14 protein-coding genes and 4 pseudogenes are annotated in these 12,676 nt (G+C 40.2%); all 18 read left to right on the top strand.

Going from position 1 to position 12,676, the window contains the following annotated elements:
* Positions 1 to 273 precede the first annotated feature (273 nt).
* The 18 genes and pseudogenes from ODU41_RS05820 (at position 274) to pezT (ending at position 12,621) form a co-directional block, all read left to right on the top strand.
* On the top strand, positions 274 to 2,052 hold the full coding sequence (locus tag ODU41_RS05820) for a reverse transcriptase domain-containing protein (protein ID WP_398578753.1): 1,779 nt from the start codon (positions 274 to 276) through the stop codon (positions 2,050 to 2,052).
* 92 nt (positions 2,053 to 2,144) lie between these two features.
* Positions 2,145 to 2,657 (top strand): annotated as a pseudogene (locus ODU41_RS05815) (hypothetical protein); the annotation flags it as partial.
* Positions 2,638 to 3,012 (top strand): TnpV protein, encoded by a 375-nt coding sequence (locus ODU41_RS05810; protein WP_001140406.1) that lies wholly within the window; start codon positions 2,638 to 2,640, stop codon positions 3,010 to 3,012. The pseudogene ODU41_RS05815 and the gene ODU41_RS05810, both read left to right, overlap by 20 nt.
* A gap of 366 nt (positions 3,013 to 3,378) precedes the next feature.
* Entirely contained in the window at positions 3,379 to 5,298 is a 1,920-nt protein-coding gene (tet(O), locus tag ODU41_RS05805) for a TetM/TetW/TetO/TetS family tetracycline resistance ribosomal protection protein (protein WP_248029508.1), read from the top strand.
* Between the two features lie 51 nt (positions 5,299 to 5,349).
* Entirely contained in the window at positions 5,350 to 5,523 is a 174-nt protein-coding gene (locus ODU41_RS05800) for a cysteine-rich KTR domain-containing protein (RefSeq protein WP_011528024.1), read from the top strand.
* Positions 5,524 to 6,013: 490 nt separating this feature from the next.
* Positions 6,014 to 6,523 carry a sigma-70 family RNA polymerase sigma factor gene (locus ODU41_RS05795; protein WP_105116765.1) on the top strand — a complete coding sequence of 170 codons (510 nt, stop codon included), beginning with the start codon at positions 6,014 to 6,016 and terminating at the stop codon, positions 6,521 to 6,523.
* Positions 6,524 to 6,617: 94 nt separating this feature from the next.
* Positions 6,618 to 7,043, top strand: a complete 426-nt coding sequence (locus ODU41_RS05790) for a sigma-70 family RNA polymerase sigma factor (protein WP_000323895.1) — start codon at positions 6,618 to 6,620, stop codon at positions 7,041 to 7,043.
* 83 nt (positions 7,044 to 7,126) lie between these two features.
* Positions 7,127 to 7,601: pseudogene (locus ODU41_RS05785) on the top strand (RNA polymerase sigma factor).
* 55 nt (positions 7,602 to 7,656) lie between these two features.
* Positions 7,657 to 7,779, top strand: a pseudogene (locus tag ODU41_RS05780) (helicase SNF2); the annotation flags it as partial.
* Between the two features lie 70 nt (positions 7,780 to 7,849).
* On the top strand, positions 7,850 to 8,149 hold the full coding sequence (locus tag ODU41_RS05775) for a DUF5962 family protein (RefSeq protein ID WP_000169469.1): 300 nt from the start codon (positions 7,850 to 7,852) through the stop codon (positions 8,147 to 8,149).
* A gap of 13 nt (positions 8,150 to 8,162) precedes the next feature.
* Positions 8,163 to 8,453, top strand: a complete 291-nt coding sequence (locus ODU41_RS05770; protein ID WP_000893083.1) for a DUF5966 family protein — start codon at positions 8,163 to 8,165, stop codon at positions 8,451 to 8,453.
* 94 nt (positions 8,454 to 8,547) lie between these two features.
* The gene (locus ODU41_RS05765) at positions 8,548 to 9,186 is read left to right on the top strand and encodes a peptidylprolyl isomerase (protein WP_398578752.1); all 639 of its coding nucleotides are present in this window, start codon (positions 8,548 to 8,550) and stop codon (positions 9,184 to 9,186) included.
* Positions 9,187 to 9,225: 39 nt separating this feature from the next.
* Positions 9,226 to 10,326 (top strand): annotated as a pseudogene (locus tag ODU41_RS05760) (DNA primase).
* A gap of 27 nt (positions 10,327 to 10,353) precedes the next feature.
* Positions 10,354 to 10,581, top strand: coding sequence for a DUF5965 family protein (locus tag ODU41_RS05755; protein ID WP_000110922.1), 228 nt, complete (start codon positions 10,354 to 10,356; stop codon positions 10,579 to 10,581).
* Entirely contained in the window at positions 10,578 to 10,967 is a 390-nt protein-coding gene (locus ODU41_RS05750; RefSeq protein ID WP_000048066.1) for a DUF5945 family protein, read from the top strand. The genes ODU41_RS05755 and ODU41_RS05750 overlap by 4 nt, the downstream gene beginning before the upstream one ends.
* A gap of 50 nt (positions 10,968 to 11,017) precedes the next feature.
* Positions 11,018 to 11,308, top strand: coding sequence for a hypothetical protein (locus ODU41_RS05745; RefSeq protein ID WP_000667951.1), 291 nt, complete (start codon positions 11,018 to 11,020; stop codon positions 11,306 to 11,308).
* A gap of 69 nt (positions 11,309 to 11,377) precedes the next feature.
* Complete coding sequence (pezA, locus tag ODU41_RS05740) at positions 11,378 to 11,854, top strand: type II toxin-antitoxin system antitoxin PezA (RefSeq protein ID WP_000578719.1); 477 nt, start codon at positions 11,378 to 11,380, stop codon at positions 11,852 to 11,854.
* Complete coding sequence (pezT, locus tag ODU41_RS05735) at positions 11,854 to 12,621, top strand: type II toxin-antitoxin system toxin PezT (RefSeq protein WP_001235242.1); 768 nt, start codon at positions 11,854 to 11,856, stop codon at positions 12,619 to 12,621. The genes pezA and pezT overlap by 1 nt, the downstream gene beginning before the upstream one ends.
* Positions 12,622 to 12,676: the final 55 nt, after the last annotated feature.

The raw sequence follows: 12,676 nt of genomic DNA, 5'->3' as shown, positions 1-12,676 counted from the left end.
GTAACTGAGACCGATGTTACTGTATATTCGTTGTTGTGATTTTGGACGAATAACTTTCTACAGTAAAAGAGCATACGATAAGTATGAATAAAGGAATGAGTGAGGAACCTAAGGGTTACTAGAACGTACATTTTTAACGAATAGCAGGATTGCCTAAGAGGGGAGACCCTTATGGTAACGGAGTCACCGTAGTAGTCCGAGCAAGGGAAATCCTTGTACATGGCGAAGGGTGACAGGTAATTTCGATTAGTTAGAAAGGATTAGGTGCGTGGGATGCGTACAGCCAAAACTATTTTAACGGTCATTCATGAACGTGGAAAACAAGATAAACCACTCGAAAGGGTTTATAAGTTACTATTTAATCGTGAACTCTATCTGATAGCCTATGCAAAGTTATACCCGAATAATGGAGCAATGACAAAGGGTGTTACAGAGGAAACGATTGATGGAATGTCTATTCAAAAAATAGATATGATTATTGAACAATTAAGACAAGAAACCTATTACTGGAGACCAGCTAGGAGAGAGTACATTCCTAAAAAGAATGGAAAACACCGTCCTTTGGGAATACCAGTATGGAGTGATAAACTTCTTCAGGAAGTAATTCGCATGATATTAGAAGCCTATTATGAGCCACAATTTAGTGAACATTCTCATGGTTTTAGACCAAAAAGAGGGTGTCATACAGCTTTACAAGAAATTCAGACCTGGAAAGGGACACGTTGGTTCATAGAAGGAGATATCTCTAGTTATTTTGACACGATTGACCACGATGTATTAATCACTATGTTGTCTAGACAAATTCAGGATGGTCGGTTTATTAGGCTTATCAAAAATATGCTTGAGGCAGGATGTCTTGATGATTGGAAGTTTCACAAGACTATTAGTGGAACACCGCAAGGTGGAGTTATTAGTCCTTTATTAGCTAATATCTATTTACATCAATTTGATAAGTGGGTCGGTGAAGAACTGATACCTCAATATACAAGAGGTAAAAAGCAGAAAGCAAACTCAGCCTATAATCGTTTGAGTAGAAGAATTAAATGCTATCAGGATAAAGGAGATTATAAAAAAGCTCATCAGTTAATTGTTGAGAGAAGAAATCTCCCTTCAGTTGATACTTATGATACCAGCTATCGGAGATTAAGATATGTTCGGTATGCGGATGACTTTATTCTAGGCTTTACAGGTTCAAAAGCTGAGGCAAAGGCTATAAAGAAGCAAATTGGAGACTTTTTAAATACTAAGTTATCTTTGGAACTTTCTCAAGAAAAGACTTTGATTACCCATGCGACTGGAGAATCAGCTAAATTTCTGGGATATGAGATAAAAGCACAACGTGTCAATGATTATATTGATAACAAAGGGAGACGGAGTGCCAATGGTGTTATCGCATTATTTGTACCTGCATCGGTTATTGAAAGCAAATGCCGCCAATACATGAAAAATGGTAAAGCTATTCATCGTAATAACTTATTGCATGATGATGACTTTAGTATCGTTCAAACTTACCAACAAGAATATAGAGGGCTGGTTCAATATTATATATTGGCACAAATTTTGTCATGGTTCTCAAAAGTCTATTGGTATATGGAAACATCACTCCTTAAAACATTAGCATTTAAACATAAGTCATCCATTAATAAAATGTTAGCTAAATATAAGACTACCACAACTAGCACGAATGGCCAAACTGTGCCGTGTTTACAGGTAGTTGTGCCTCGAGAAGATAAACCTCCTCTAGTTGCAACGTGGGGTGGCATTTCACTTTCTTATAAAAAGAAAGCTGTAATAGAAGATGCTCCGTATCAAGTTTATGGTGGTCGAACAGAGCTTATCAAGCGATTACTCGCAAATAAGTGTGAGCTATGTGGAAGTGAGGAGAACATAGAGGTACATCATATCAGAAAATTAGCAGACTTGAACAAACACAATGGGAAATTAGTTCCAAAGTGGAAAGAAATCATGTCAGCAAGATGTCGAAAAACGCTAGTGACTTGTCGGGATTGTCACCATGCAATACATAATGGTTCAATAAATACACGTTTATGAAATGAAATTACTGGAGAGCCGGATGATGCGAAAGTATCATGTCCGGTTCGGTGGGGGGATGATGGAAAAGGGGTCGCAATGACTACCTCGCTAGTATCCTACCCTACACCGGGGAAGCTAGAAAACTAGCTATTGATATGCGGTTGATTGACCCTGTTTATACCTTATCAGATAATCAGAAAATCCTTCAAGTGGTTGATAATGTCGAGCGAATCTACCTTGAAGGAGCAGGAGAAAAGGCTACTCAGATGATTTTCTCTGATATTGGAACACCTAAAAGTAAGGAAGAAGGTTTTGATGTTTATAATGAACTGAAAGCTTTGCTGGTTGATCGAGGGATTCCAAAAGAAGAAATTGCCTTTGTCCATGATGCCAATACCGATGAGAAGAAAAACTCTCTCTCACGAAAGGTCAATAGTGGGGAAGTACGGATTCTCATGGCTTCGACTGAAAAAGGTGGAACGGGTCTAAACGTACAATCACGCATGAAAGCTGTTCACCACTTAGATGTTCCATGGCGTCCCTCTGATGTAGGACGGATTTTGCGGACATTCAAAATAAAAAAGAATGTGGAGGTAACAGACAATGGCAAAGACAATTTTTGAGGAAATGGGCGGCAAATACGAAAGGCAAGGCGATTATTTAATACCGTGCTTAACTGTACCCGCCGAAGAAGAACAGCCGATAGGCATCTGGGGACAGCGGCATTTGGATTATCTGAAGCATCACTGCAAAGTTACATACACCAATCTTCTTACAAGCGGCAGACTTAACGCTTACCTTGCCGACATTGACAGACAGGCACAGGAACGCTTTGAAAGGCTCATAGAGGGTATGAAACAGGCACAGGGCATAACGGAACAGCTAAAGGCAGAAAACGCCTTAGAATGGACAGGATGCCTCAATAACATAAGGGCTTGTGCGAGGGAGATTGTGGAAAAGGAAATTATTTTTGCATAAACAGATGATTAGTGGCAGGGGGAAATCCTGCCGCTTTTTCTGCTTTAGTTTGTCAGCTTGACAAATAAAGGGTTAAGGAATATAATTAGATTCAGTATTATACAAGGAGTTAATAAATATGCGGCAAGGTATTCTTAAATAAACTGTCAATTTGATAGTGGGAACAAAAAGTAGCAGTCCCGTTTCACTTTTAATATGGGGCTTAGTTTTTTGTACCCAGTTTATGAATACTTTTATCATGTAATTTTATATGCCCGAAAACATATAAGTGTTTTGGGGCTATTGGAGTTATTTACCCAGTGATAGGAGTATTTATCACTGGGTATTTTTATGCCCTTTTTTGGGTGTTGATAGGAGGAAAATCACATGAAAATAATTAACTTAGGCATTCTGGCTCACGTTGACGCAGGAAAGACAACATTAACGGAGAGTTTATTGTATACCAGTGGTGCAATTGCAGAACCAGGGAGCGTAGATAAAGGCACAACAAGGACAGATACAATGAATTTGGAGCGTCAAAGGGGAATCACTATCCAGACAGCAGTGACATCTTTTCAGTGGGAGGATGTAAAAGTCAACATTATAGATACGCCAGGCCATATGGATTTTTTGGCGGAAGTATACCGTTCTTTATCCGTATTAGACGGAGCAGTATTATTAGTTTCTGCAAAGGATGGCATACAGGCACAGACCCGTATACTGTTTCATGCACTACAGACAATGAAGATTCCGACAATTTTTTTCATCAATAAAATTGACCAAGAGGGGATTGATTTGCCAATGGTATATCAAGAAATGAAAGCAAAGCTTTCTTCGGAAATTATAGTGAAGCAAAAGGTTGGGCAGCATCCCCATATAAATGTAACGGACAATGACGATATGGAACAGTGGGATGCGGTAATTATGGGAAACGATGAACTATTAGAGAAATATATGTCAGGGAAACCGTTTAAAATGTCAGAACTGGAACAGGAAGAAAACAGGAGATTCCAAAACGGAACGTTATTTCCCGTTTATCACGGAAGTGCTAAAAACAATCTGGGGATTCGGCAGCTTATAGAAGTAATTACAGGCAGGCTTTATTCATCAACGCCCAAAGAACAGTCTGAACTATGCGGGCAGGTTTTTAAGATTGAATATTCAGAAAAAAGGAGGCGTTTGGCTTATGTGCGTCTGTACAGCGGCGCATTGCATTCGAGGGACGTTGTCAGAATATCAGAAAAAGAGAAAATAAAAATTACAGAGATGAGTATTCCTACAAACGGTGAATTGTGTTTAGCAGATACGGCTTACTCTGGTGATATTGTAATTTTACCAAATGATGTTTTGCAGCTAAACAGTATTTTGGGGAACGAAATACTGTTGCCGCAGAGAAAATTTATTGAAAATCCGCTCCCTATGCTCCAAACAACAATTGAAGTAAAGAAATCCGAACAGCGGGAAGTGTTGCTTGAGGCACTTACAGAAATCTCAGATGGCGATCCTCTTTTAAAGTATTACGTGGATACTACAACGCATGAGATTATACTTTCTTTTTTGGGGAATGTGCAGATGGAAGTCATTTGTGCCATCCTTGAGGAAAAATATCATGTGGAGGCAGAAATAAAAGAGCCTACTGTTATATATATGGAAAGACCGCTTAGAAAAGCAGAATATACCATCCACATAGAAGTCCCGCCAAATCCTTTCTGGGCTTCTGTCGGGTTGTCCATAGAGCCGCTCCCTATTGGAAGCGGAGTGCAGTATGAAAGCAGAGTTTCACTTGGATATTTAAATCAATCGTTCCAAAATGCGGTTATGGAGGGGGTTCTTTATGGCTGCGAGCAGGGGCTGTATGGATGGAAAGTGACAGACTGTAAAATCTGTTTTGAATATGGATTGTATTATAGTCCTGTAAGTACCCCCGCAGACTTTCGGCTGCTTTCCCCTATCGTATTGGAGCAGGCTTTAAAAAAAGCAGGGACAGAACTATTAGAGCCATATCTCCACTTTGAAATTTATGCACCGCAGGAATATCTCTCACGGGCGTATCATGATGCTCCAAGGTATTGTGCAGATATTGTAAGTACTCAGATAAAGAATGACGAGGTCATTCTGAAAGGAGAAATCCCTGCTAGATGTATTCAAGAATACAGGAACGATTTAACTTATTTCACAAATGGGCAGGGAGTCTGCTTGACAGAGTTAAAAGGATACCAGCCAGCTATTGGTAAATTTATTTGCCAACCCCGCCGCCCGAATAGCCGTATAGATAAGGTTCGGCATATGTTCCACAAGTTAGCTTAACAGCTTGCAAAAGTCATATAAAATGAGATTTGAAAGGATTAGAGACTAATTATGATGAAATGCGAATGGATATTGTGTCCTGTTTGTGGGAGCAAAACCCGTAATAAAATTAGGAAGGACACTGTTTTGGAGAATTATCCCCTTTATTGTCCAAAATGCAGACAAGAAAGCTTGATTAAAGTTGACAACTTGAAGATAACTGTCATCAAAGAGCCAGACGCTTAAGACGCAGAGCCGATGAAATTGTGGAACAATTCACGAATCATCGGCTCTTTTTGTTTCGTATTTGAAAGAACAAACTCACCAAATAAAAAAAACGATATTCGGGTGGGTTATTTTGTTATACCCTAAATTACCCTCTGAATTTGTTTTTAAATTTGGAGGGATTTTTTTATGTCCTTTTTTCGGGCAGTTATCTATCTGCTCATACGAAGCAAAATTTATCAATACATAGCATATCAGAGAACGGCAGGTAACCAGTTAAAAAAATTTCTGCCAGTGCAACGGTACTTCTCACCTTGAAAGTAGAAGTACAATCTCCATACAATAGAATTACTATTTCCTATAACCGTAAAGGTCACAGAGCCTTTGCGGTTTTTCTTTTGTCGATTTTTGTTGGAAAGTGCCGTAGGGCTGTTTCTGATATGCGGTGTCGTTCTCCGCCTCTCCATCTGGATTTTTTACATTTCAAAAATTCAGATGGGAGGTATTTATGGTGAAATATGCACCAAGAAAGGTATATATCAGAGAAAGTGGCGGCTATGTGGAATTATCCTACACGGAGTTCTGCCGTTGCAGGGAATCCGACCAGACCTATATGGACAAGCTGTTTATCCCCATTCAAGGCTGTCTGCTTGAAGTCGTGAGGGAGCAATACACAGACTTCTACCGTGACAAGGAACGGTGGCGTTATCTGCAAAAATTAGATACAAAGAATAGACTGCTATCTCTCGACGGATTTACGGACAGCGAGGGGAATCCTCTGGACTTTATCACTGATGAAGCGGTGGACATTGCAGAAACCGTTGTCAATGCGGTCATGGTGGACAGGCTGAAAGCCGCCCTGCCTTTGCTGTCGGATAGTGAACAGGAGCTGATACAGGCAATCTTTTTTGACGGACTTTCCGAGCGTGAAGTCGGGGCGAGGTTGGGCATAACCCAGAGCGTTGTAAACAAACGCAAAGCCAGAATCCTAATAAAACTAAGAAAGATAATAGAAAATTAAAATTTAAGGCGTTCAGCCCCCTTGTTTTTTCCTTTGGGAAGATGAGGGGGCTTTTCTCTGCCCTCTCAATCAATTCTGATTGGAGGAAGTAAGAATGGCATACAACCACGGACGGGAGGACAGGAAATGGCGTATCTGGAAAGAAGCGGAGGAAAAGCTGCTGCGTGAGTGCGGCGTTGATGAAGCGACCATTGAGCAGATACGCATGGCGGACAGGGCAGACTTCAATTCCAACAGGCGGTTTTACCGATGGACGAATGACGTTGCGGAATATCTTGAGGACATGGCAGGCAGGGAGCGGCAGGCGGAAGTGGGTACGGTTGCGGAGTTACTGGAAGAGATTGAGAGCGAAAATCTCTATCAAGTATTAGTCACGGTGGACGGGCGTACCTTGAAAATCGTCCTGCTGAAAATGCAGGGGTATTCCACAAAGGAGATTGCCCCGCTTGTGCATTTGACGACTGGTGCCATCTATGCGAGGTTAGACCATCTGCGGAAGAAGCTGCGGAAAATTTTATAGCTTCTAAAACAGCCTGCCATCCTGCGGGCTACTGGGTGAGGGATGGAAATCCCCTCACTCATTTTTTGCAGGAGGACAACAGGATGGCATACAGGGTTAAGGCATACACGCTTCGGGAGGAATCCACGGAAAGCGGCACAAGGTATTTTATCAGCTTTAAGGACGGGCAGGGCAAATCCCACGAGTTGGAAGTGTCGGAACAGTTCTTTATGGAGTTTCGGCAGATGGAGCGCAGGAACAGGAATCTTTTCTAATGGGACGAGCGGCACAGGGAGTTTAACGAGGTATGGGACGAAACCCTTTACAGACGGGCGTTGCGTGTGCCTAAGAGCCTTGATGAACGCATGGTTGAGGAAGAACGGAATGAAACGCTCTATAAGGCGGTTGGGAGCCTTCCAGAGATACAAAGGCGGCGTTTCCTGCTCTACTACGAGTATGAGTTCAATTTTTACCAAATCGCCGCTATGGAGCATTGCACCGCTTCGGCAATACAGAAATCTGTTGCGATTGCAAAGGAGAAAGTAAAGGCGGAAATTGAAGAAATATCTCCAACCGTGACCGACACCGCCCGAAAAAGAAATGGCATTTAGCAAAAACGTATGTTGACGATGGCTATGATGTTTTAGCTCCCTTGGTTGAAAAAGAAGCAGAGATAGAGGAGATTGATGCGGCTTTGGCCAAGTTTAGTGAAGATACAACACCCCAAATGAAGCAACAAGTAGTACTCGAGATATAAGAAAAATGGCTGACAAATATTTTTGAACGCGGTAAAATGAAGTCAAGAAATCACATAAGGAGCACAGACCATGACCAAAACAGTAGAAGAAATACGTTATCAACTTGAACAATGGTTGGCACAAGGTTTTACAAGCCCAGAGGATAGAGCCAACTACCAAGCTTTAAAGGAACAGTATGAAGATGAAACTCTTGATTATAGCTTTTCAAAGCGTGAAATCACTGGACAGCTGGAACTCATCATCACAAGTCGTGAGAATGATTTTCCAAACTTAGATGAGGTGACGAAGGCAGAATACCTTGATTTGGTTGCCCAACTTGATGATTTAGACAAGAGACAGGCTGACTATTATCGCAAGCAATTAGCCTAGAAAGAGGTGTAAGATGTTGGAGCAAATTCTACAAAGCCTTTTGATTATCGCAGCAATAGGACTGATGTTGTTTGTCCTTTATCGGATTGTGAAAGTTTCAGGTGCTTTATTTCTTATCGGACTCATCAGTGGATTAGTCTTTATTGAAATATATGGAATTTACCTATTCTTCACAGAAAGACACCTATATTCAGAAGATTTAGCAGCTAATGGCATATGGAGTTTCACTGGATTTTATATTGCATTGAATTTATTTCTTGCTATTAGCTTAAGTATGAGGTGGTGGAGAAATAGAATCGTTTAACATGGGGATTACCTACTGGTAGTCCTTTTTCTTGTGATAAAATCTCCAAGCTAATCTTGATATGATGAAGCTATCACTAATAGAGGAGTAAGCCATGTTAAATAAAGTGAAAGCTCGATTTCTGATTGGATTAGGAGGTTTAATCGCAGTCAGTTTTATGGTCATGATTGGCTACACGATTGGCTCACAAACCATTTCAAAGCAAACAGAGAACCAAATACGAGCAGAAGCCAATAAACTTGTGTCAAAGAAAAAGCAGGAGGAAAGAGCGACAGTCCTATCAGATGAGCTTGTCAATGAATTTCTCACTCAATATTTCACCAAGGTCCAGCTGGGTGAAAATAACGCTCGTATCAAACCCTACATGACGGACTCGGCATTTTCAGAAGAGGAAGCAAATCAGAATAAAGCGATCAATCAAGTTTATAAAGACTATATGCTTGACTACCGATTTGAATCAGCCAGTATCTATGTCAATACAGAAAGTAATGTTGCACTTGCGGAAGTTACCTATCAAGTGACCTATGTATCTGATTTGAGTGAGCAACAACAGCGAACCTCTCAAACAGAAACCAAGACGGTTATGTTATCCTACTCCAAAGTTTCCGACAAGCTCCTGGTTAATCAGTTGACCATTTGGAATGGGAAACTGGAGGACATGAAAGAAGTAACAGATGGAGCCAATTCCAGCATACCAACGATCCAAGGAACTACAACAAGCGAGAACAACTAGCAGGAGACAGTCTTCTGCTTTTTTTGATAGGGAGACAAGATGACACGAATTAAAGCAGTAAAACAAAAGGCCATTTTAGATGTGGCTGAAAGTCTGGGTTATTCCTTCAGACGTTTATCAGGACAAATTTTTGAACACCCAGACCATGATTCCTTTCGGATTTTTGCCGATACCAATACTTTCAAATGGTTTTCAAGAGATATACAAGGGGATGTGATAGACTTTGTTCAATTAGTAGCAGGTGTTACTTTCAAATAGGCTGTATCCTATCTTGAAACTGGGGATTTTGAACAAGCTAAGGTGATAGAAGAAACTTATCAACCGTTTTACTATTATTTGCGTGAAGAACCCTTTCAGCAAGCACGTACTTACTTGAAAGACATCCGTGGACTAAGTAATCAGACTATCAATTCCTTTGGCAGACAAGGATTGCTTGCTCAAGCTACTTATCAAGCGGAGTCAGTTTTAGTGTTTAAAAGCTATGACCATAATGGTAGATTACAGGCCGCAAGCTTTCAGGGTCACGTCAAAAATGAAGAAAAACACGATCGAGGTTATCTCAAAAAAATCATGAAAGGATCTCATGGCTATGTCGGTATTAGTTTCGATATTGGGAATCCTAAGCGACTCATTTTTTGTGAATCAGTTATCGATATGATGAGTTATTATCAGCTTTACCAAAAGCAATTATCCGATGTTCGCCTGATTTCAATGGAAGGTTTAAAACTTTCTGTGATTGCTTATCAGACCTTGCGTCTAGCAGCAGAGGAACAGGGGAAATTGGCATTTCTAGATACAGTAAATCCAAGCAGACTTAGTCATTATCTTCAGGCAATACAAGAGACGACAACCTTCTTCCAAACTCATTCAAATGCATTAACATTGGCTGTTGATAACGATGAGGCAGGAAGAGAATTTTGTCAGAAACTGTCAGATAAAGGACTTCCGCTTTATCAAGATTTACCACCATTGCAAGGACTTGAAACAAAGTTAGATTGGAATGATATTGTGAAACGACAAAAGGAATTATCTTTAAGAGATCTTATCCAGTCAGCCCAAACAAAAGTCATTAGAGATCATCCTCCACCTAAACGAGAGCACACTTTTGATGTGATAACAAAATCAAGTCCGCTATCATAATCTAGAATGTGACAAGGAGGACACCCTATGAGTGTGATTGAACGTCTGGCTGAAAAAGTAGCTAGACAAGAAGAAAAGGTCTCACGTGAGACGGAGAAATTGGAACACTATCGTGACCAACTACAAACAGCTATGTACAGTACCTTTATCAAACGGCAACAATCTAGTCAGTTGTCATTTCATGAAGCACTAGAGCAAGCCTTTGGTAAAGAAACCACACTACACCCAAATTACAGAAATGAGGATACAGAATGAGTAAAACATGGAATTTTGATCAGCCACTAGATGATGTGAAACCAACATCATCCCATGAAGAACGAGCAAAAATTGCAGCACTTTTCCATAAACAAGATGAAAAACCAATTGAAGAAGTAGACTATGTGGCTGCTTTTGAACAGCAACAAAAGGAGTCAGAATCTAAAGATGTACAGACGCCCGAATCAAAAGTTAAACAAAGCCAGCCGAAGAAAGTAAATATCACAAGCGACTATAAACAACACTTGGCAGACACTATTGCACAAAACAACAAGGATATTTCAGCCTGTCAAAAGCAAATTGAAGAACTTCATCAATTGATTGATGAAAAGAAAATCCAAAATAAAAAGTTGCAGGCTATTTCAGTAGCCATTGATGATTTATAAGTCAGGTAGTCCTATGCGGGCTACCTGACTTATAATTGAAGGAGAAGATAATGAAATTTTTTCAAAAGAAAAAACAGAACCAGGATCAATTTAAACGACTGATTCATCGACTATCAGAGATGTCAGATAGTGAACTAACCAAAGTAGAGCAACTCCTAGATGTGGTCTTTGATTCAAGTTTCAAGTCTAGTGAGAGAGTGGAAATATCTAGGGACATTATAACCGATGAGGAACAAATTCTTGATAAGTCAATCCAAGAAGCGAAAAATAAACTGAATACTGAGCAGTTGGAGAAGCGAATAGAGGAGTTTAAGCAATCGAAGAAACCTAAAAACGGATAATGCACCAAATATGGTGCGTTATCCGTTTTTTATGGTATAATGAAAGCAAATATGAGGAGGTCTTTATCTATGATCGGAGACAATATAAAATCACTACGCCGAACACACGATTTAACACAGCCAGAATTTGCGAAAATGGTTGGGATTTCACGCAATAGCCTGAGTCGCTACGAAAATGGTACCAGCACTGTTTCAACTGAACTCATCGACCGTATTTGTCAGAAATTTAACGTTTCTTATGTCGATATTGTAGGAGAGGACAAGATGTTAACACCTGTCGAAGATTACCATCTGACTTTAAAAGTAGAAGTGATAAAAGAACGTGGAGCAGCCATTTTATCAAAGCTTTATAGATACCAGGATAGTCAAGATATTGTTTTTGATGATGAATCTAATCCTTGGATTTTGATGAGTGATGACTTGGCCGAATTGATCAATACGAAAATTTACCTTGTCGCTACTTTCGATGAAATAGAGCGTTACAATGGCTATTTAGATGGTATAGAGCGGATGTTAGACATGGTGCATCATCGGGTGGTGGCTTAATGAGACTGGAAGAATTTAGTGAGGCTGAGTTTCAGAAGGCCTTGCAGCGAACCATTCGGGCCTTAACCCGAGGAAAGACGATTCCAGATCAACCGAAAGCTATCTTGCTTGGTGGACAAAGCGGAGCAGGTAAGACGACTATTCATCGTATCAAGCAAAAGGAATTTCAAGGTAATATCATTATTATCGATGGTGACAGCTACCGTTCTCAGCATCCCAATTACTTAGCCCTGCAAGAAAAGTATGGCAAGGATAGCGTGGACTATACCAAGGGATTTGCAGGAAAAATGGTAGAACAGTTGGTTGATGAACTCAGTACGCAAGGCTACCATTTGCTGATTGAGGGAACCTTGCGAACTACTCAAGTTCCTCGTCAGACTGCTCAATTATTATCTTCTAAAGGTTACCAAGTTTCCTTAGCAGTGATTGGTACCAAACCAGAGCTTTCTTATCTCAGCACCTTGATTCGTTACGAAGAGCTTTATGCCATCGATCCGACTCAGGCTAGAGCAACACCAAAAGAACACCACGATGGGATTGTTGAGAACTTGGTTGATAACTTGAGGGAGTTAGAAAGTGAAAATCTCTTTGACCAGATTCAAATTTATCAAAGAGATAGAACTTGTATCTATGATTCTGAAACTGCTGAAGGTTCCGCAGCAGAAGTGCTACAAGAATGCCTATTTGGAAAATGGAGCAAGGTAGAGGAGGAGATGGTGAAGGAGAGTGAACTCCTACTTAAGGAATTACTTGAGAAAAATAAATAAATTTTGTATAATAGGAATTGAAGTTAAATTAGATGCTAAAAATTTGTAATTAAGA

The organism is Streptococcus sp. 2022WUSS083, assembly GCF_044427155.1.
In the GTDB taxonomy this organism is placed as follows: Bacteria; Bacillota; Bacilli; order Lactobacillales; family Streptococcaceae; genus Streptococcus; species Streptococcus hashimotonensis.
Note: the sequence above shows the minus strand (reverse complement) of the source record. Positions and strands in the feature narration are given on the sequence as shown.